This window comes from Ruminiclostridium papyrosolvens DSM 2782 (assembly GCF_029318685.1).
Lineage (GTDB): Bacteria > Bacillota > Clostridia > Acetivibrionales > DSM-1351 > Ruminiclostridium > Ruminiclostridium papyrosolvens.
The window spans coordinates 1174734-1196844 of the sequence record NZ_CP119677.1 but is presented as its reverse complement, the minus strand read 5'-3'; the positions used below and the strand labels follow the sequence as shown (position 1 = coordinate 1196844).

13 protein-coding genes are annotated in these 22111 nt (G+C 38.1%); all 13 read right to left on the bottom strand.

From position 1 onward, the window contains the following. Positions 1–139: 139 nt before the first annotated feature. The 13 genes from P0092_RS05255 to P0092_RS05195 all read right to left on the bottom strand — a co-directional run bounded on the left by P0092_RS05255 (position 140) and on the right by P0092_RS05195 (position 22087). Positions 140–1855, bottom strand: a complete 1716-nt coding sequence (locus tag P0092_RS05255) for a response regulator transcription factor (RefSeq protein WP_004616939.1) — start codon at positions 1853–1855, stop codon at positions 140–142. Continuing rightward, the gene (locus P0092_RS05250; protein WP_004616937.1) at positions 1848–3584 is read right to left on the bottom strand and encodes a sensor histidine kinase; all 1737 of its coding nucleotides are present in this window, start codon (positions 3582–3584) and stop codon (positions 1848–1850) included. The genes P0092_RS05255 and P0092_RS05250 overlap by 8 nt, the downstream gene beginning before the upstream one ends. Positions 3585–3792: 208 nt before the next feature. Then, positions 3793–5853 carry a glycoside hydrolase family 9 protein gene (locus P0092_RS05245; protein ID WP_004616935.1) on the bottom strand — a complete coding sequence of 687 codons (2061 nt, stop codon included), beginning with the start codon at positions 5851–5853 and terminating at the stop codon, positions 3793–3795. Between the two features lie 601 nt (positions 5854–6454). Continuing rightward, complete coding sequence (locus P0092_RS05240; protein ID WP_276187095.1) at positions 6455–8260, bottom strand: ABC transporter ATP-binding protein; 1806 nt, start codon at positions 8258–8260, stop codon at positions 6455–6457. A 5-nt stretch (positions 8261–8265) separates the two neighbouring features. Continuing rightward, entirely contained in the window at positions 8266–10101 is a 1836-nt protein-coding gene (locus tag P0092_RS05235) for an ABC transporter ATP-binding protein (RefSeq protein WP_004616931.1), read from the bottom strand. Between the two features lie 238 nt (positions 10102–10339). Then, on the bottom strand, positions 10340–12811 hold the full coding sequence (locus P0092_RS05230; RefSeq protein ID WP_004616929.1) for a rhamnogalacturonan lyase family protein: 2472 nt from the start codon (positions 12809–12811) through the stop codon (positions 10340–10342). A gap of 31 nt (positions 12812–12842) precedes the next feature. Next, positions 12843–14507: a pectinesterase family protein gene (locus P0092_RS05225; protein WP_004616927.1), complete on the bottom strand. Its 1665-nt coding sequence runs from the start codon at positions 14505–14507 to the stop codon at positions 12843–12845. A gap of 19 nt (positions 14508–14526) precedes the next feature. Next, positions 14527–16203, bottom strand: a complete 1677-nt coding sequence (gene pelA, locus P0092_RS05220) for a pectate lyase (protein ID WP_004616925.1) — start codon at positions 16201–16203, stop codon at positions 14527–14529. A 14-nt stretch (positions 16204–16217) separates the two neighbouring features. Further along, entirely contained in the window at positions 16218–16523 is a 306-nt protein-coding gene (locus P0092_RS05215; RefSeq protein ID WP_004616923.1) for a hypothetical protein, read from the bottom strand. 23 nt (positions 16524–16546) lie between these two features. After that, entirely contained in the window at positions 16547–17683 is a 1137-nt protein-coding gene (locus P0092_RS05210) for a glutaredoxin (RefSeq protein ID WP_276187094.1), read from the bottom strand. Positions 17684–17705: 22 nt separating this feature from the next. After that, positions 17706–18596, bottom strand: a complete 891-nt coding sequence (locus P0092_RS05205) for a hypothetical protein (RefSeq protein ID WP_004616919.1) — start codon at positions 18594–18596, stop codon at positions 17706–17708. A gap of 125 nt (positions 18597–18721) precedes the next feature. Then, a complete protein-coding gene (gene xynC / locus P0092_RS05200) occupies positions 18722–20611 on the bottom strand; it encodes a glucuronoarabinoxylan endo-1,4-beta-xylanase XynC (protein WP_004616916.1) in 1890 nt (629 codons plus the stop codon). A gap of 24 nt (positions 20612–20635) precedes the next feature. After that, positions 20636–22087, bottom strand: coding sequence for a carbohydrate-binding protein (locus P0092_RS05195; RefSeq protein WP_004616914.1), 1452 nt, complete (start codon positions 22085–22087; stop codon positions 20636–20638). Positions 22088–22111: the final 24 nt, after the last annotated feature.

Below are 22111 nucleotides of genomic sequence, written 5' to 3'. Positions count from 1 at the left end.
TTGAGGCCTCATCTATATTATAATGTCACCTTACCTGCAACACCATTCACATGTTTTTACTTTTGTTGTCTTTTGTTTACTTATTTAGTCTTTTGTTAATCATTGTTTAGAATCTTTTGTTTACTTTGTTATCATCTATTTACATCTGTTTACCTGAGACAACCATATCATGATATTCTTGCGGAGAACATGACATCAGTTTTCTGAAAAACCTTGTAAAAGATGCGGCCGTCTCATAACCTACAGCCTTTGCCACTTCATTTATCTTTATCTTTTCCTTTTTCAGCAGCTCTTTTGCCCTCTCTATACGAGCATTATCAATATAATCAGAGAGGTTTTGATTTGTAACCTGTTTGTAAAGGCGGGACAAATACGAGGGATTTAAGTAAACCTGCTCTGCCAGCCTCACTAAAGAAAGATCCTCACTTAAATGCTCGTTAATAAAGTTTTGAATATAATCAACGGCATTATCAGCCCTTTTCTTTTGTTCCTCGGTCTGCATCTGAAAAATTACATCAGATATATTTATCAAATATTGTACTGCATCAGACCAAGTCTCATGTTTGTCAATACGCATAAGGCTGTTAAGACCAATGTGGAAGGCTAGTTTTTCGGTTATATTCCAGCGGTTAATATACGAAAGAATGCTTAGTGATACCATGGAATATGCTTCAATTGCCAAGTTGCTGTTTTTACTCTTGATTAATTTTATGGGATTTAATAATTCCTCCAAAACTTCAAAATACTTTTCTTTCTGTCCTGACTCCAGATATTGCTGAATCAAATCCATATTTCTCTTTCTCAAAAGAATTTCCAACGGCTCATTATTTGTATCCAGTTCCGGCACTTCCGCTTCAGAACCTGAAGTTAAAATGTTGTTATTTTTCAGCTCATTATCAATCAACAGCATTTCTATTCCTGTGCCTATTCTGTAATTCAGAAGTTGATTAAGAGAAAAGTATTTTTTTGATACTTCCTCCCAGTTACAGGGTTCTCCTCCAAGAGCAAAGCTGATAGACGCATTTAAAGATTCTCTGCTGGAAGTCTGTATTACTTCCAGAGTACCCTTTATAAAGGAGATAGTCTTTTCATAAAATACACTTTCTTCTGTACTATTGTAACTGCCGTTCATAAGCTCATTGGGCTGTATAAAGAAAATGAACCTGTATCTGTCATCTAAAACGCTTATGAATCTTACATTTGTACTGATGTTTTGAGTAATTATTACTTTTATGGAATTTATATACTGTATCTTGTCCCAATAGGACAAATTTCCGGGGATGTTGTCAATATGCCCAAGCAGCAGAATTACCGGATGGTCTGGATGCATGGGAATTGACAACTGCTCAAACTGAGATTTATTTAATTCAAGAGAGGTTCCCTCGTGGAGCAGATGAATAAAGTAATCCTTTTGAAAGAGTCCCAAAGCAAGTTCAATCTGCTCTTTGGCCTTATGAATCAAATCTTCTGTTTTAACCTCTTTTTTTATCTCCTCAATGGCATTTTCAACAACGCTGACTACTTTATCATTATCCTCTGTTTTTAGTATATAGCTTACTCCCTGATGCTGAATTGCTTTATACACATATTCGAATTCGTTATACCCGGTAAGGAATATTACTTTGCATTGGGGCCATCGTCTATATATGACATCCAGCAACTGCAAACCATCCATTTCCGGCATCCTGATATCTGTCAGAACTATATCCATTCTTGTTCTGCTTAACCATTCAACCGCTTCTTCGCCGGAATATGCCCTGTATACATCCAGATCAAGATTCTTCATGCTTCGGAATATTTCGTATAATCCGTTTACAATAATTTCCTCATCATCTACAATTAGTAGCCTATACATTTTCTACTCCTTTTTGTAAAACTATTTTCAATACCGCCTTCAACCCTCCGATTACACTTCTTGAAATAATCAGACCGCTATCTTCACCAAAAACCAGTCTTATCCTCCTGTGTATATTTAATGTTCCCGTTGTTTCTACTTCCTGCTCGTTATTCTCCAATAAATTCTGCAAATTTTCAAGCTCGTCATCTGTTATATCACATCCATTATCTTCTACGATTATTCTTAGTTCTCTTTCATTTCCTTCAAAATTAACAAGCAGCAGTCCACTATTTTTTTTCTTTTCTATACCGTGTTCAAAGGCATTTTCAATAATGGGCTGTAATATAAGTCTCGGTACTTTCAAATCCTTATACATATTGGGACATTCTCCAAAATGAATTTGAATTCTTTTTGAAAATCTCATAAGCTGAATTTCCGTGTATACCTTGGCATGGTTTATTTCTTCCTCCAAGGATATATTATCCATGGAGTTTCTTGTAACAAAACGGAAATATTCTCCAAGGTGCTTTGTAAACGGTACTAAATTCTCATCACCTATTCTTGCCATAGTATTTATCATGAAAAAACTGTTATACAAAAAGTGTGGATTAATCTGAGACTGCAAGTGCTTCAATTCAGCTTTTTGCATTAATATTTTCTGGTTATATACCTGATCAATAAGCATGTTCAGATTTTTTACCATGTCATTAAAGCATTTATACAGATATCCGAATTCGTTATTTGAATCATGGTTGATGGATACCTTTAAATCACCGTTTTCCACCTTACGAAAAGATTTTACAAGTTCATTTAGTGGCTGATGCATAAATTTGTAAGTAGATAATGAGTATATAATAATTATTAAAATAGCAGCAACTGAAAATACCCATGCCCAAATTTTAAAGTTGACTATAGGCTTTAGAATATATTCCTGGGGAAAATATCTAAGTAAACTCATATTTAAATATGAAGAATTTGAGTGAACAACATAGTAATCTTTATCCTCGATACTCGCAAACACTGTCCCATCATTGTCTTTTTGTTTCATACTAAGTAAAATTTGCTGAATAAACTTAGTATTATCCTCTTCTGACTTATTAGCAATAATATTTTTAGGTGTTATAAGTACAGAACCACTTCCAGTATAGGTGTTGAACTGTGCCAGAGCTTGTTTTAATGCATTCTGGTTCAATTCTATATCAATAATAAATAAAGGCCTGGCTGCACCGCCGGATTTCTGAAAAGTACTCAGGTACAGCTTATCGTTGTAGTTAATAATTTGTGCTCCCTTTAAGCCTATGGGAACAAATATATCATTGTATTCATTTATGTGAATATCATCTACTCCGCTATTTGAAGATACTGTCTTCTCAATTGGGAGAATGTGCACATTTACATCACTTGCATATATACTGCTGTTTTTTATCGCAACAAGTCTTTGCTTTAGTTGGAGCAAGGTTTGAGATATTTCATATTCATTCATAATCTTCCATCTTATTGCAAGCTTGTTGAGTTGTTCATCATTCAAACAGTCATATTGAAGTATTTTTATTCTCTCTATCTCTTTTTCAAGACTTTCAAGATAGAAAGATGCCTGAGCAACCGTTGATTTTGATATTTCGCTTTTTACAGTACGCAAGGCACTGTTGTAGATATAAATTTCCAAACAATAAAGAGGAATAATTATTATCAGAAAGGTTATTACAAGACGGCTGAAAATACTATTTTGAAATTTTAGCTTGACCATATTATTTTACTTCCTCTCTATTTTAGGTTTAAAATATCCGATTTTTATAGTTATATAAATATTGTTTACATAAACGTAATATAAAGTCAATCAAAATTATAGTAACATATAACGAAAAAATAAAACAAGCAAAAAAAATGAACCGTACTCATGTAATTTAAAATTACTATGGGTTACGGCTCTTAATAATCATCAATTTCAGCTATTTTTATTTACCCAGTAAACGCAGTTTCAGACTTGCAAAATCCAGAGAATTTATATCTCCATCCTTATTAAGGTCAGCATTTACCAGATTTATTCCTTCTGCATTTCCTGAAAGAATGTATTTTTTTAATAATGCTAAGTCAATTGCATTTATTTCTCTATCATCGTTTAAATCTCCGTACAGGACTTCTTCTCCTCCCGTCGGGTCGTTTCCGTATACCTTAATACCATTTTTGTATATTGGAATATTTTCTACTTTTGCATATGCATCGGTTAAGCCTGCAGTAGAAAGGTCATTTTTAGAATTCCATAGTTTACTTTCATAATTGTAAATACAGAATTGTACATAAGTTCTTGCATACAACGGACTATCCGGGAAAGTAATTTCTACGTAGTAAATATTTTTCTCCTTATCATATGGCTGAATTCCCGATATTTTGGCCCCGGCAGGAGAATAATATACCTTAGTGGTAAACTTAGCCGGATTGATTCCTTCTTCGGCAAATTCTGATAAGTCAACGAAGAACTTACAGGATAAGCCTTTTTCATATTGAGGAGGTGCCGTAACGATATTATATAAATTAAGGTCGACGGTAACACCTTCTGAATTTGATTTGTATAGTTTTGCTTCTGAATAGTATTTAGTGGGTTCACCCTCAATACCGGGAGTAGGCCCAGGTACCTGATCTTTTCCAAAGAACTCAGACATACCTGCCAAGGCTCCCACAAAACCGGCATTGTAGTCCAGTCCTGTTTCAGAATAAACATATTCATTAACGTTGTCATGATATTCATCATTCATGTCCGCTCCGCCTACAAGAGCACCATAAAGAATGTGTCTTTCCGGCAGTTCCTTCTTTTCATCGGCAGGAGGCCCTTCGAGAACACCGCTTGCCGCTCTGTGATGGGGATATTTCGGATAGTTATCTCCAAAGCCAACTTCGTAGGACATATTATTAGGATTATCTCCCAGTATGTAATCTATCTGACTTTTTGCAAAGTCCAGACATTTCTGATTTCCAAAATATTTATAATAAACAAGCTGCACCATACTCTCTGCTGCAGGGTATTTACAAACACCCCAGCTATCAAGATATTTCAAACCTGCCGGAGTAGTCTTTAACCTATTCTGCCAGTAATCAATATGGTCATCGGCAATTGATTTGTATAAAGGATTTTTTGAAAGCGTTGCAAGCTTTGTAAATACTCCTGTGAGAACATAATCCCAACACTGAGTCCAATTGTCATTAAAGGAGTTGCCTCCCGTGATGCCCTTCTCAATCATCAGCTTTTCTACATTATCCATATATTTATTATCATTTGTAGCAACATAAAGCCAGATTGAGCCCCACATAAGTTCATCCAGATAGGTTCTGGGCAGATAATAGCTTTGGCCTTTACTGTTTCCTCTGTAGGTCATACCGAAGTCATAAAGGTCTTTAGCATAAGTAAGGCATTTTTCTGCATAAGTTGAATCTTTATCTTTGTAATTGAGATACATAAGCGCCAGCGCAGCAGCCGCATCACCCGCTACATCAGAGCCGGGATTTTCCGGTGTTGCAACATAATATGCCGGCCTGTCATATGTCTGAAGTTCAGGTGGTCCCCAGTATTGGTGATCCACATCTCCGTCTCCTACCTGATAGTAAAAAGTAGTTTTGTTAGGGAAGCATTTTATAAAGTAGTCGCAAAAATGCTTCAAAATGTTTAGCATGTAGCCATCCTGTCCCTTGGCTACAAAAGTATCCTTGAACTCATAGTAAGCCCATGCAAGAGTTGAAGCAGAAGCGCATTGCGGCAAACCGAACTTTACATGGTCTCCGCAATCATGGAATCCTCCCGTCAAGTCCAGTCCTACATCCTTTCCATCATCACAATGGCAAGGTCCGCGCCATTTAATCCTGTTGTTTCCTGCATCAGGACCGCACCAATTTGCCTCATAGAAAAGAATTGACTTGGCAAATGCATCAACATAGTTAAAGTTGTTTTCCTTGGCTGAAACCGCAGGTGGAACAATGCTTACCAATAAAACCGCAAGCAAAACCAGTACACTTACCTTTTTCATTTTTGTACCTCCTTAAAATTATTAATTTCCCCGAATCCACAAAGGCTTTCGAGGTATGTATGTTCGGAGCACAAGCTGTTTGTCCTATGCCCTGAGCACCCTTTTAACTTTTCATGTGATATGACAAATGGTACTAAAAATTGTATATGATAATTGAATTTAAGAACTGATAATGAATTGAAAATGTTGAAATGTTGTAATTACTGTATTCAAATGTCACTGCCATAATTATACATCTGTTGCAATAATTATACAACTCATATGTCTAAAAGGCAGTAAGTAAAAAATGGAGGTATTGCAAAATTATTTTTATCTGTTTTAAAAGGTACGTAAGTATAATTTGTATCAATGGAAGCTTGGTTAAAGATATTTGCAGATGTTTATTGGCGAAGACAGGATATTTTACCGGAAAACCTATCACGAAGTAGGTTTTAGCGACACAATGAATCATGGACGATGAATGTGAGCGACGGTAAAACATCCTAGTATGAGCCGCTATAAACTCTTGCAAATATCTTGGAAGCAATCATTGATACAATTTTATACGGAAGTATATGTGTTAAAATGGAAATTCTTTCTGTTTTGAAACAACTCCATGTAACTATACCTGTATATACTGACCGGCCTGTACACGCCACATTTCTGCATACTTTCCATTTAGCTGCAGCAATTCGTCGTGGCTCCCTGCTTCAATAATCCTTCCATTTTCAAGCATAAATATCTTATCTGCAAGTCTTGTAGTTGAAAGCCTGTGGGAGATAAACACCACCGATTTATTTGCAGCAGCCTCCAGCATTGATTGGTTCAGCTGATATTCAGCAATAGGGTCAAGTGCAGAGGAGGGTTCATCAAGTATTATGAGACTGGAATCTTTGTAAAAAGCTCTGGATATTGCAATTTTTTGCGATTCTCCCCCGGACAGGTTCACTCCGTCCTCCTCAAATTCTGCCGTAAGCGGAGTATTAAGACCATGTTTAAAGCTTTGCAGCCGCTGAGCAAAACCGCTTTGCTCCAGTGCAGTCATTACAGGCTTTTCCTGTACTCCATCTGCATTATCCATCAATACATTTTCCTTGACTGTAGCCGCATAAATCATATAGTCCTGAAAGACAGTTCCCACATGGTCATGGTACCTTGCAACGTCGTAATCCTTAATATTAATACCATCCAGAGAAATAGTACCATCCTGTACGTCATATAAACGCATTAGCAGCTTGATTAACGTAGTTTTCCCTGCTCCGTTGTAGCCAACAAGTGCGATTTTTTCATATGGATTAATAGTCATATTTATATTATTTATTACTCTTTTTTCTCCCTCTTTATATGCAAAGGATACATTATCCAGCTTAAAGGGTTTTGGTGCCTTAGGCACATCAAGCTTTTTGCGGCTTACAATTTTCGGCTCATAATTTAAGAAGTTTCGGATTTTATCAATGTACAAGCTTGTTTCGCTGGCATAAGGGTAAATCTCCGTTATAGTTCTGAGACTCTGTTTCAGTCTGCTGAAAGAGTTAAATAAAATAACAACACTGCTGTAGGAAATTGCATGTAAAACCGTGGCCTTATATACCAGATAAGTTATGTAAAGTACGTCGCTTATAAAGTCATTAGCTACATAGTCTCTAAGAAAACTTATACCAAACTTCTTTTTTGCATTTGCTTTATCAATGTTATATATAGACTTATTTGCTTCTTTAAACTTGTCAAAGAGTTTGTCTGACACATCGGGGTTAAGCCTCAGCTCCTTGGCATAATCATTAAGATAGAAAACACGGTTGACATAAGCTCTTTTTCGTTCCTCAGGATTTTTTTGCAAACGCAGCTTAAAATTAATCTTGTTAAAAATCTGCATGAGTACAAAGGACAATATAAAGGAAACCAGAACAAAGGTTATGGAAAACCAGTCTTTTACAAGAAAATACGTTCCTGTAGTTACAAAAACCGTAAGTCCCGTAAATATCTTATTGAGAAATTCCAACAGCCTCTCCACCTGATTATCCGCTTCGGAAACAGCCAGAACAAACTCATTATAGTATTCGGGATTATCGTAACATTCCAAATCCAGTTCCTGTGCCTTTTCATAAAGCATAAACTTGAATTTTTGTTTCATCTTCGGCAAGGCCTTTTTTGATATCAGCTGATTCACAAAAGCACCATACACCATACCCAAAGCTATCAAGGTAAACAGGATTGCTATAAATACCGCTACCTTATAAAAGGGCCGTCCAAATTCAACTGATTCAAGTACATATCCTATACCATAGGTATGCTCTAAAAATATTAAAAACTGGTTTCTTAATATGTCAAATATAAAAGCTATAATATATAATGGTGAAGCTGAAAAACAGATTTTAAATATGAACAAATTATTGTCCCACACCTGTTTAAAGGGCTGTTTCTTATTCATATCACTCATAGTGCAACCCCCTCTTCTATTTTATCCACTGCCAGATAGTTCATAGCCTGTTTTGTATACATATCCGCATAGGAGCCCTTCAGTTTCATCAACTCGTCATGAGTTCCCTGTTCAATAAGCTCTCCATGTTCAAACATGAATACCCTGTCCGCATTTTTTACTGATGAAAGACGGTGGGATATGAATATCATTGTTTTGTCTTTACTCTCACTCATTATGCTTTTATATAAATCATATTCGGCAATTGGGTCAAGAGCTGATGAAGGTTCGTCAAAAACCTTGATGGGAGTATTCTGAACAAAGGCTCTTGCGACTACTATTTTCTGATATTGGCCCCCTGAAAGAACAGCTCCGTCCTCGTCAAATTCCTTGGTTAATATGGTATTTATTCCTTTTGACAGAGTCTCAACCTTTTCATACACACCGGTTTTCTTTAAAGCTTCTATAACCGCTTCATCCTCATTTTCAACTTTGTGCCCCATCAAAACATTATCTTTTACAGAAAGAGCAAGTACCTTGTAATCCTGAAAAGCCGCGGCAAACAATTGTCGGTAGGCCCTGAGATTGTATTCCTTTATGTTTCTGCCGTTTACAAGGATTTCTCCGTTGGTAGGGTCATACAGACGGAACAGCAGCTTGATAATCGTTGATTTTCCTGCCCCGTTATGTCCTACAACAGCTACAACATTATTTCCTGATATGCAAAAATTCAGATTCTTTAATGCATATTTGCCGTCCTTGTAAGAAAAGCTGACATTGCGGAATTCAATAGATGAAATAACAGTTTCAGGCATATCCCCGTCCCAGTCTTCAGGAATGACTTCCTTGTATTCTATAAAGGTACGCAGGTTATTAACAAACAATCCGTTCTTCATAGCCTCCACAATATTGTTAAACAAGCCTATTAAAATCCATGTAGCAGACACCATTGTACTTGAAAGTACTGCGAGATCCGAAAGAGAAATACTCTTCACGACAATTGCTCTGTAAGCACCGTAAAGTAAGACACCCTCAAAAATTACGGAAAATGTAAATACAACTTTCAGTACTTCCATTATTATAGATTTAGTCCCATATTTATCTGCTATACTGATAGTCTTTTTTATAGCATCGTTATATTTTTCCTTTATCAGGCTGTAAACCTTGGATAGTCGCATTTCTTTTGCATATTCAGCCAGATACATAACTCTGTTTACATACTGAAAAACTCTCTCATTAGGTATGCCTTCTTTGTACCTTTTCAGCTCCAGCTTGTTCAAAATGCCGCCAAAAATAAAGTTTCCTATTATTGGGAAAACTACAAATAGCACAGCCATCTTGTCTATGTCATACATGGAAAAAAACACTATAATAGTTGCAAATATACCTACTAATATACCCCATGCATTTTTCACTACGCTTGCAATTTTGTCTCCGGCACCGTCAACTGCCATAGTGTATTTATTATAAAATTCCACATCCTCGAAGCAGCTAAGTTCAACATTTCTGGCCTTTTGATACAGTTTCATATACAGACCTTCGTATGTTTTAGTCATGTTTAGTGGGAACGCTACATTGTTTACATAGCTTCTGTATAATCCGATTAATGCAAATACCCCACCGCAAATTAATATAAATACCGTTATACTGTTAAAGCTCATTTTCTTTTCAAATGCTTTGATTATGTACCTCATAAAAATTGTGCTGAAAAACACCCATTCAAAATATCCTAAGATATTAAGCATCAATGCATGGATTACATTGCTTTTAGTAATACTCCATGCTATTTTCAACGCAAAGATGTTATTCTTTATTGAAGCTAAATTTGACACCTCTTTTGCTTTCTTTTTCAAATAAATCCCCCTAACAAGAATTAATAAACAACTATTATAAAAGGCTAATATAAAGTGGTAAAAACAACCCAAGGCATATAAACTATAATATAGCAAATAAAAACTGTGATGTAAATATTTGAATTTAACGGTATTTCGCACCACTTACTAAGTATTAAAAATAAACAAAGAGTCGGAAAGCTTTTTATCTCCCGACCCTTTGTTTATTTTTAATATGAACTGCCTTCTTATTAATTAATTATAAGACTTCCAATAAATTCTTTCTGAACAAAGCCAAATCAATAGAATCTATTGTATTATCATTATTAAAATCAACGGCCTTCATGGCTTCCTGTGACAAACTTATCTTTTCCAGAAGGTATGACTTGAGCATGGCATAATCAAGAGAATTTACCTCACCGTCACCATTTGCATCACCTAAAAGGAACTCTGCTGCCTGTGGCTTTACGATAACAACATAGTTTACCAAGCTTGCAGAGGCACCGTTTGTGCCAAGAGTTACAAGAGAATTTGCAGTATAATCTTTTTTATATAGGTTGTAGTCAACAGAGCTGTTATCACTTATCAAGGTTTTCCCTGTGAAAGTCCATCCCTTCAGCCAATCCGGAATACTTGCAGCTCTTGTATCCAAGCCCGTATAAACCGTTATATCTGATTTTGCCGTAAAAGTGGCTTCATCGGCAGAATATATTTTGGAATCACATGCCGTCCTTATCCATTCACAACCCGTAAGCTCCTGAGGAACCTGTGTAAATTTATATGTCCTGTCACCGTACACCACATCCCCAACCTGCAGATTTTGTTGGATTGACCAGTCACCGGAATTTTCGGTATCATTTACTGCTAACGCCTTTATCAGTTTACCGTCAATAGTAACAGGTTTACCTCCTGCCAGATATATAGAAGGCTGCGGAGGTGTTGCCATGCCACTTCCTAAGAAAAAGCCTGTATGGGGAGGCTGGTTATATGCTACATTCTGCCAGGCTATTCCCAATCTGTATACAGCATTGTGCATCAAGGTATAAATACGCCTGCTTGTTAAGTCTGTGGTTGTATAAATATTTAAGTATTTGTTATCGGAGGTTCTCCATACAGCCTCTTCCCTCCAGTCACCCAATATATCCGCCTGTAGACAGGGAGTGGACTTTGTGCCGTTGTTGGATGCACAGTCTACTGCCGAAAGCAATGTTCCTCCACCGTATTTAGTGATGCTTGTACCGTCTAAAAGCTCACGAAGTTCATCTCCGTCCCACCATATCGCAAAATTCTTCTGGGAAGGTGCAGAACCGATGTTTTGTCCGGTACAGCTGTACAAAGGTGAGCCTGCCGCCCATACCTCCTCACCGGGATATTGTGCGGTCAAATCTGCCGAACACGCCCTTCCCACATCTTTGGATGCCCCAAACTTAAAAATCACACTTCCCGTCTTAGCATCGCGGAAGGACGCACCGACTCCTCCGTTGCCTGCGGTATCCTCATGGCAGGACCAGACTTCAAGGCCCGGTCGGTTGGGGTTAAGGTCCCCCAGATGCATTGAATCTCCGTGTCTTAAATCTGTAGTGTACAGTCCCTTTCCTGAATCATCAATGGTACAGGAGCCATAGACAATCTCGTCCTTTCCGTCCTCATCCACATCAGCTACACTAAGATTGTGGTTGCCTTGTCCGGCATAACGGGAATTACCGCTGCTGTTGCTGTCGAAAGTCCAACGTTTGGTTAAGGTTGAGCCGTTCCAGTCGTAGGCAACCAACACTGTCCTTGTGTAGTATCCCCTGCACATAACAAGACTTGGGTGCACACCATCCAGATATGCAATACATCCCAGAAAACGGTCAACTCGATTGCCATATGAATCTCCCCAACCGGAAACAGTACCTCGGGCTGGCTCATAGTTTCCTGTGTAAAGCGCCTTACCTGTGGCACCTTCAAATATGCTCAGGTATTCAGAACCTGTCAGTATATATCCAGAAGAATTACGGTAGTCCGCACCTGCATTTCCTATTACATTTCCCATACCGTCTTTGGTTCCGTCTGAAGTTTTACATGCTATTTCCGCTTTACCGTCGCCATCTAAATCGTATACCATAAATTGTGTATAATGGGCACCTGCACGGATATTTTTTCCAAGGTCAATTCTCCATAAACGTTTACCGTTCATTTTATATGCATCTATGTATACATTCCCCGTATATCCGCTTTGTGAGTTGTCCTTTGCATTTGAAGGGTCCCATTTCAAAACAATTTCATATTGTCCGTCCCCGTCCAAATCCCCAACACTGCAGTCATTGGCACTATATGTATATGCCACTCCGTCAGGTGTCGTTCCTCCATTGGGAATCTGGAGGGGAATTTGCAGATAATTGCTTCCCCATACGTTTACTTCCGATGACATTGCCTGTTCGTTACCGTTTATTACTGCACTTACAGAGTACTTTGAACTCATAGTACCTGACTTGTCAACATAATTACTTGCACCTGATATGTTAGTCAGCTTTACTGAGTCCCGGTAAAGATTATAGGTTACATCAGCTGTTTCAGTACCCAATACACGCCAACTTATATAAACGCCACTGCTGACTTTAACTGCTACTACACCCCTGTCCAGATTTTCCATCTGACGTGCCGTTGCAGCTGATATCCCTTGTTGAAAACTACAACAAGTTATCAGCATTACACTAATTAAAAAGCCCAGAAACACCTTTCTTAACATAATTAAATCCCTCCTTCTAAACTTGTTTTTGTTAATTACCATTTAACAAATAGCTTTTTAACATAGCGTAATCTATAGCATTTATATCACCGTCGCTATTCACATCAGCGGCTGTTAAATTTATACCGTCAGCTATCCCTGTCAATAAGTACTTTCTCAGTAACGCAAAGTCCAAGGCACTTACCGTTCCATCCTCATTTACATCACCTGATAAGACATCCGATGTTTTTGATTTTACGATAATCACATAGTTTACGGTACTTGCGGATGCTCCGTTAAATCCCAATGTCACCGGAGAATTTGCAGTAAAATCCTTTTTGTATAAATTGTAAGCAACCGAATTGTTATCACTCACCAAGGTATCCCCGGTGGCAGTCCAACCGTTCAGCCAACCCAGAATATTTGTCGTTCTGTTATCAATACCAACATAAACCGTTATATCTGCTTTTGCCGTAAAAGAGGCTTCATCAGCCGAGTACATTTTGGAGTCGCAAGCAGTCCTTATCCATTCGGAACCTGTAAGCTTCTGTGGAAGCTGTGTAAACTTATATGTCCTGTCACCGTATACTAAGTCTCCCACCTTCAAATTTGACTGAACAGACCAGTTTGCGGCATTTTGAGTATCATTTACAACCAATGACTTTATATATTGGCCGTCAGGAATTGGCACAGGGATATTTTCATTTGCATTGGGATTCCAACCGTCCGACCCTGAAAGGAATTTCTCCACTGTATACTCTGCTGCCTTTGAGGAAGGCAGCTGTTTTCTGGAGGTATTTGCGCCTGCACCGGTATTTTTATACTCCCACATTTCATAGTTTGCAGGATTGTTGCCCGACATAACAGTCCATCCCCCGTCAGCAATATGTGCGCCTAGTTCGCATTCCCTGTATAAAACCTTTGGTGTTGTTTGAGTAGTGTCGGAACTGGGAATCCAAGGTCTTCCCAAATAAATGGATTTGGGACCTGAACTGCTTGTCAGTTTACACTTGTATATAAGATAGCCCTTTTGATTTGCCTTTGTACTGGGCGCCGTAACACATCCTCCGCTTCTGTTGAGGGAAAAAATTTCACAGCTGTCAAATACAGCATTTGCCGAGCCAAAGATAAAATCCACATCTCCCTCTATATAACAGTTGTAGTAATACTGCCTGCGAGCGTCACCGTTTGCATACAGAGTGTCCTGATTTCCTTTGAAGGAACAGCCCTTGAATATCATTTTGTCTGCTTTAGCAAGAACAGCCACAGCCTGACTGCTTCCATTGGCCGCTTCATTGTACGAATTTTCAAAAGTTATGTTCTCAGCCTGAAAACCTGCTCCTGCAATGGTAACACTGGCACTTCCCGTAGTACCTAATGTTCCGCCTGAAGATTTCGGGGTGCTTGCTGCATCATTATAAGTTAAAATCGTGCCTGCTTTACTTTGTCCTATCATGGAAATATTAATTTTGGATGAAGAAATATTAATTTTTTCTTTGTATGTACCGTTTTTAATGTATATGGTTGTTCTGGTTGAACTGTTGGACGGCACGCTGTTTATAGCAGCCTGTACCGTAGTATAATTACCGCTTCCGTCCTTTGCAACAACCATGTCATAGGACACCGCACCCACTTCAGACATAAAAACTGAGCCTGCCATGGTTTGAAGCACAAAAACAAGAATCAAAACTAAATGAAGAACTCTCTCTCTTTTCATCTGTTGTCCCTCCCTCATATCAGTTTAAGTTCAAAATATAACTCTTAATAAGTGCCAAATCAATTGCATTTACAGAGTTATCATTATTTACATCGGCAGAATGTAAATCCATTCCCTCTTCTGCTCCTGTCAGTAAGTACCTTTTGACCAGTGCAAAATCCAAGGCATCTACTGCTCCATCTCTGTTTACGTCACCATTGAGAATCACTTGTTCTGATTTAGGTTTTACGATTACGGTATAATTAACCACACTTGAGGACGTTCCATTAGTGCCAAGTACTACATTTGAACCGACAGTAAAATCCTTTTTATAAAGGTTATATGTTACGGCATTATCTGTGCTTAATGTTTCGTCGGTTTTTGTCCAACTTCCAAACCAGGCGGGTATTCCTGTAAGCCTTGTGTCCAGTGCCACATAAACAGTTATATCCGATTTTGCAGTAAAGGAGGCTTCATCAGCTGAATATAGCTTCGAATCACATGCTGTTCTAATCCATTCAGCACCTGCAAGACTTTGAGGAATTTGAGTGAATTTAAAGGTTCTGTCCCCGTATACTGTATCCCCCACCTGTAAATTGCTTTGAACAGACCAATCTGCGGCATTACTCGTATCGCTGACAGTCAGTGCTTTGATATATTGACCGTCAGGAATCGGTTCAGGTGTGGGTATAACGATATCCTTAACCAGATTTTTGGGCCAATCCCCATACCAAGCATAACCGGTTCTTCTTTCCTGACTTATTTCTGACAATTGAAAATGAATGGAACCGTCACGGTCAACAAAAATAGCCTTGTCGGTACCTATTTCATAAAAACGTGCCCATATTGGCGGCGCCGTAGTATCGTTGACAACTATTCTGTCATTCCCTGTGTCAATTACTTTAATTCCAAGTATTTTAACCTGTGCAAACCAGTTAACGGCAGAGTTGATGGCATTTGTTATTTCTGTACCCGGGTTGCTGATTCCTTTGAGGTAATTTACTATACTAACACTCTCGCTGGTACAATTAGAAGGTAATTCATATGCTCTTGCACTTGCCGGTTTCAGAGTCACTTCGTCATGCTGCTGACACCATGCCGTCTTTACACCATTGACAATTATTTGTGTGTTTAATATGCATTGAATACCTTTTTGAATTGCGCTGCTTGCTCTTGAGGCTCTGGTGGAGTCTATGAAGGTATAATCCCCTGACTTTTTTGATACCTCGGTTAATAAGTTCATAACGTGAATCATTGCATTATCATTGTAGGTAATATGTGCATGATAGGTTCCTGCATCGTTGAATACCTGTGGCCAGCCACCGTTGGAATACTGTCCGTTAAGTAAAAGGTCAATACCTTTTTGGCAAGCCGTAAGATACTTTGTATTTTTGGTCTGATTGTAAGTCTTTGCCAGAACTTTTATCTGAGAAGTGGTTGTATCATTGTCTATAGTAGATTTGCCCCAGGACCCGCTATTACTTGTTGTCATATCTTTTCTCCAGCCTCCGTCTGAAAGCTGGTACTGAACTATACTGTCTGCCAGTGCAATTCCTTCTGAACTGCCAAACCATGTGTCTGAGTTTTTAAATACACTCTTCCAGTCCGGGGTTGAAGCAAATGTCTGTTTAGGAATCAATAAAACTAATGATAAAACAAAAACCAGCATTGTTATGTACAACACCTTTGGAATTTGAATTTTAATACTTTTTTGCATTTTCTAAGACCTCCTTATGAATCAAGTTGAATTTTTACCACGTCACGACTTATGTTCAAAAGCTCTTTGATTTTGACGGGTACCTCCTCCAAAGTAATCTGTCCCTTGCCGTCGGGGAGCACTTCGCCAAAGTATTCGCTTACTTCCAGCATAAGCTTTTTTATTACATAAGTTCTGTGAATTATACATGGCTCTCTGTCATTGAACAGTTCTATACTCTTTTCAATAATTATTTCATCTTTAAAAGGCAGTGAATTTAATTTACATTCACAGTTGGTACTGCCTTTTTTATCAATAAATATTAATTTACTGGGCTGCATGTGGCCTACACCTCCGATTATGTTTAAAAAAACAAAAGAATTAATATAAAGAATAAAGCCAGAATCAGCGCATTTATTAGTTTTATAATATGAAGGCGTTCTCTTATTGCCTCAGAGACATCAAAAATTTCTTTGCCCTTGTACACCAAAAACAGCAATATTACAAGGGGAATAATGACTCCTGAATTATACACAATGAGTGAAATCAACGCCTGAAGGCTTAACTGTGAATTAGTCTGGAATATTGTAATAATAGTAGCAAGATAGATTTGCCCTGTACACAAAAACTCCCCCAAGGATATAATCATTCCCAGCAGGAAGCCTAATAGCACTATTATTTTCAGGTTTGCAAAGCCCGATATTTTTTTTATTACCCCATGGTTAAACCTTCTAAATGCTTGAGGAAGTTGCAGGCGTATTTTATCATATCTTTCAGCCTTGGCTGCAAAATAATCCTGTATACTCATAATAATCAGAGCTAACAGCACAATTGCAAATATTATCTTAAAAACCGTATTAAATAGCCTGAAATCAAACATAGACAAAAACTGAAACAGAATTGTTCCCAACAGCACATATGCAAGAAACTTGCCTGTAATAAATGACATTCCTATTTTCAGTATCTTATCTTTCTTTACAGCCAGCAGGGATAGGAAAAACAGCAGCATGGACAGGGAACAGGGATTTAACCCATTAATAATACCTGCAAGGAATACGCTTGGCATGGTAAAGCCTTTAAACCGACTAATATCTTTTTCATGGGTTTGGACTGAAATGCTAATCTCCAGTGTTTTGGCCCCGGGGGTGCTGAGCACTTTTTCAAGATTAGCTCTGATTAGTTGTTCATCTGTGTAATACTTGTCCCTGATGAATACAACAGGAACAATCCCCTCATCTTCCGCAGAAACCTTATATGCTTCATTATACTTGTCCAACAGGCTTTTGTTTCTCAAATCAGATATATCATACTTCCTCAAATCAAAGTTCTTATGATTTTTACTAAAATCTTCAAGAAAGTCCGACATACTGTTGCAGGAGGCACATGTGGGACTGTAAAAGTATACTGATGTAACTTTATTTTCACTCTCTGCCATAGACCAGAAAACACTTCCATGTGCCAGCAATAACAATACTATAAGGAAAAGCGCAAACTTTCTCATTGTATACTCCCCCTCTGTCGGTCTACAACCCCAGTACGTATTTAACTGCCTCATTTGCATCTGTAAATAACTTCTCAACGGAATAGTCGTTATTGACTATTAAGAACATGGGGTATTTTCTATTTGAAGCCTGAATACCCTGTTTGTGACAGAATATATTAAAATATATCTGTTGAGGGTCAATCTCTAAATTCTTATCATAAGAATGTCTTGTATCAAAATCCGGACGAACTGTTATTATATTTATTTTTTTACCCATAGAATCAATATTTTTACTCACAACCTCTTCGCTGACTCTGCATATCTTGCAGCCTGACGACATAAACATAAGAAGTGTCTTTCCCTTGTTGTTATCTATGTAATCACCTGACTTTGATACATTGTTTACTATCATTTTTTCTGCCTTAACGCTTAAATCTTTTTCCCCGTTTAAATTTATTAATTCGTTTAACAAAGCTACGTAGCTGTAACCTGTTACTATTTTAATTTTGTTTTTTTCATCCAAAAGAAAAGCATTTGGCTTTGATTCACTGAGACTTACCTTGTTTTTCAGAGAATAATTATACTCTTTATCTATTCCTGCTTTTTGAATATCCTCTACAGGTATCCTGTCTTCCCAAACTATTAAACAACTGATATCTTTACAGTTTAAAAGACTGATTGTTTTTGAAATGCAGTCCAGCCTTTTCATGGAATCTTCATTTGTACTGTCAAGGTAGAATATTACTTTATATTTACTTTTTATATCACTTATTTTATATGCTTCACCTGAAACTCCAAATAATTTAGCACTTGAAGGAATTACATCGCCGGACAAAAGTTCCAAACTTTTACGGCTGTCCGAGCATGAGGCTGCAAACATTACTATCAGAACAACTATAGCAAGTACCGCAGGAATAACATGTTTTTTCACACTCTACCACCACCTGTATTAATTTACTTTATTAGTAAATTCCAGTCAGGCAACTCTGTCATTTAAGCTAATTTACCTGACTGGAATATGACTTTAGTTATTTTGTTATTTTGTAGTTATGCTGATTATTTCGTTGGAAAATCAGTTATTAAACCCATTATATACTGCTTCAGCAATGCGAAATCAATAGCATTCACCTCACCATTTGCATCTAAATCAGCCAGCTTGGTATTTTCTATTGTATCTAAGCCCAATATAAATTTCTTCAATGCCATTAAATCTAAAGCATCTATTTGTCCGTCATTATTTATGTCACCTATTTTTTCTGTTACAACAGATGCTTTACTGAATTTGAACCAGTTAATGTTAAACAAATATCCGCTGTCTCCGGTAAATTTCAGGTATAAGTCATGTTTCCCCGTTACTCCGCTGACATTGCAGGTTACATCAGCCCAAGTCTGCCAATCTCCTGTTCCCTTAACGGGACAAGTTCCTACTAATGTACCGTCAATGCTGTCAAGTCTGATTTCAATGTTTCCTCCGCTGGTGGCACTTGATACTCTAGCCTGAAAACTCTGTGCACCTTCTCCGAAGTTAACATTCTTGTAAACTGCATAATCGCCATTTTCAATGTATCCGAGGCATTCTCCGCCTTCATTGCTGCTTCCGTTCTGAGTTCCTGACTGGTCGTCATATGCTTCTCCTTCCAACTGGGAAAAAGCATCTTTCTCTACAGGAGTTATAGTTCCAAGATCTGCTACAAAGGTTGTAACACTCTGAGCAGGAAGTTGAGCTGTAAAAGATGTTCCTGTGTATGATGTTGCTGCTGCTACATTTTTGCTGCCGTCAGTTACCCATGAAGATATCTTTGATACTGATGATGCCCCCTGCAAATTAATCTTCTGGCTTACCGCAGAAGAGCTTTTGTTAATGGCAACAACTACTGCCTTACCATCGCCCTTGTAAGCTGATACAAATACATTTGTATTCGGATTCTTTGTTGCATCAACTCTTACGTATCCCGGACGAACAAATTTGGAGTACTGAGCCATCATGGCACCACGTTTACTCATGGTTCCGTCCTCTTTCATAGGTCCATATGACCTGCGTATGTACCACCATACATATGCCTGAAAATTTCCTTCAACTATACCGTTATGCATGTTATATGCTACATCCAAGGCTTCAGGAAAACGGTCAGCCGAATCAGCGTCACTGTTTGGAACATATACTTCTGTCATCCAAAGCTCTTTTCCTGCTCCCTTTTGTTGGAAAAGGGAATATGGCATGTTACTTACACTGGTACCATAGAAGTGTGCTCCAAGAATATCCATGTTTGCAAGTGCTGTAGAATCATTTAATATGGGGTCTGACATATTCTTTAAGTATTGGAAGGATTCAGGAGCTATTACCTTGGCTCCTGTAATTGAGCCTGCATTATTTTTCATAAAATTAAGCATTTCCTGAGGCGTCCACCATGTCCAGGTATGTGCGTAATCCGGCTCATTCTGGACAGATATTGCATAAAGAGGAGCTCCGTTGTCCTTCATGTATTTAACAAAATTATTGAGATGTTGTGCATACGCTGAATACTGGTCGTATTTCAAGCGTGTTTGATTTGCAGTTCCATTTCTTGTGAATTTTTCCTGCATGGATGTTGGAGGATTCCAAGGGGAAGCAAAAACAATACCGCCGTGTGCTATAGCACTTTTAGCAGTTGCTACTTCCTTTGACCAGTTACTGCTGTTTTCATCAACATGGATTCTCAATATGGAAAAACCCAGCTGTCCGTTTCCATTACCAAAAGCCGTTTCTCTCTGAGCAGCAGTTAAATCAGACTGCCACCCGGTGTGAACCATTCCGCCAAAGCCACGCATTTCCTGCTTCTCTGCTGACAGATTAACCGTTACGTCACTTGCTGCCGAAACTTCAGTTACCTGTACTGTGAATACCATTGAAAAAACTATTAAGCTAACTAAAAATACATTTAGTATTTTCTTATAATTAAGTTTCATATTTTAACCCTCCCAAATTAATTCCTAGCTTGCTCCAAGCAAGTATTTTTTCAACAGTGAGAAATCAATTGCATTTATCTCACCATTTCCGTCCATATCAGCCAATTGTGTGTTTTGAATCGGCTCTAAGCCCAATAGATATTTTTTAAGCAGCAACAAATCTATAGCATCTATTTGTCCATCATTATTTATATCACCTGTTTTCCCTGTTATAACAGCCGTATTACTGAATTTAAACCAGTTGAAGTTAAACAGGTATCCGCTGTCTCCGGTAAATTTCAGGTATAAATCATGTTTACCGCTTGCTCCGCTGACATTGCAGGTTACATCAGCCCAAGTCTGCCAATCGCCTGTTCCCTTAATCGGACAAGTTCCTACCAAAGTGCCGTCAATACTGTCAAGTCTGATTTCAATGTTTCCTCCGTTGGTAGCACTTGATACCCTTGCCTGAAAGCTTTTAGCGCCTTCTCCGAAATCAATATTGCTATAAACAGCATAATCATTGTTTTCAATAAATCCAACATTCTGACCGCCTTCATTGCAATCTTCTGTCTGAAGACCCGACTGGCTGCTAAAACTTTCGGCTTCTATCTTTGTGAAAGCAGAAATAGGCTCAGGCGGATTTACGGAACCATTGTCTGTAAATCCGGCAGCGCTTGCCATTTGTGAAAAATTCCACAGACTTGGTTTCCATACAGACCAATCGTGACCTCTTCCTTGAATAAGGAAATATGTATAAGGTATACTGCCTTTCTTGCAGTTATTAACAATTGATTCGCAGAAGGATGTATTATCATTAGTACCTATGCAGAGAAACAGAAGCTTTGTAAGCTGTTTTGTTACAGCAAGATCAGGAAACATATTAACGCTTGTTATTGATGCAGGTCCTCCCGGAGAAAAGCCTCCTATGTATGCGAACTGGTCAAGGTTTGTCAGACCAAAACTCATAGATTGCGCACCACCCAGAGAAAGTCCGGCAAGTGCTCTGTGAAGACGGTCTGTATAAACTGAATAATTTGACTCAACATAAGGAATAAGACTTTTCAGCAAATCATTTTTAAAATTTGCGTAACCATCCGATATTCCTGTACCTGTTGCATTAGCATTTGGCATTACTACGATGAATGGCTTGACGCTGCCGGCTGCAATGAGATTATCAAGGATAACGTTAGCTGCACCGCTGCTGTACCAATCATTTTCATTTCCACCGTATCCGTGAAGCAAATAAAGCACACTGTATTTATTATCTTTTGAATATCCCGGTGGAAGATAAATTCTTGCTCTCCTTTGGCTGTTTGTAGCTGAGGATTGATAATTGAAATAACTTACCTGACCATGGGGAATACTGTTCTGATTCGAGTCAAATCCTGATGGCGGCAAGGTTGGGAGTGTAGCTGCTGATGCTTTCATTGGATTAATATTCATGAAAGATACCAGAAATAAACCTGTTAATAGAAAACTTAAAAACTTTTTCATCATCACAAATCTCCTTTATTAATA

Coding starts and splice junctions, on each gene's coding strand:
- pelA (WP_004616925.1), bottom strand. CDS start 16,203: ATGCAAAAAAGTATTAAAATTCAAATTCCAAAGGTGTTGTACATAACA.
- P0092_RS05250 (WP_004616937.1), bottom strand. CDS start 3,584: ATGGTCAAGCTAAAATTTCAAAATAGTATTTTCAGCCGTCTTGTAATA.
- P0092_RS05245 (WP_004616935.1), bottom strand. CDS start 5,853: ATGAAAAAGGTAAGTGTACTGGTTTTGCTTGCGGTTTTATTGGTAAGC.
- P0092_RS05240 (WP_276187095.1), bottom strand. CDS start 8,260: ATGAATAAGAAACAGCCCTTTAAACAGGTGTGGGACAATAATTTGTTC.
- xynC (WP_004616916.1), bottom strand. CDS start 20,611: ATGAAACTTAATTATAAGAAAATACTAAATGTATTTTTAGTTAGCTTA.
- P0092_RS05210 (WP_276187094.1), bottom strand. CDS start 17,683: ATGAGAAAGTTTGCGCTTTTCCTTATAGTATTGTTATTGCTGGCACAT.
- P0092_RS05195 (WP_004616914.1), bottom strand. CDS start 22,087: ATGAAAAAGTTTTTAAGTTTTCTATTAACAGGTTTATTTCTGGTATCT.
- P0092_RS05230 (WP_004616929.1), bottom strand. CDS start 12,811: ATGTTAAGAAAGGTGTTTCTGGGCTTTTTAATTAGTGTAATGCTGATA.
- P0092_RS05255 (WP_004616939.1), bottom strand. CDS start 1,855: ATGTATAGGCTACTAATTGTAGATGATGAGGAAATTATTGTAAACGGA.
- P0092_RS05215 (WP_004616923.1), bottom strand. CDS start 16,523: ATGCAGCCCAGTAAATTAATATTTATTGATAAAAAAGGCAGTACCAAC.
- P0092_RS05225 (WP_004616927.1), bottom strand. CDS start 14,507: ATGAAAAGAGAGAGAGTTCTTCATTTAGTTTTGATTCTTGTTTTTGTG.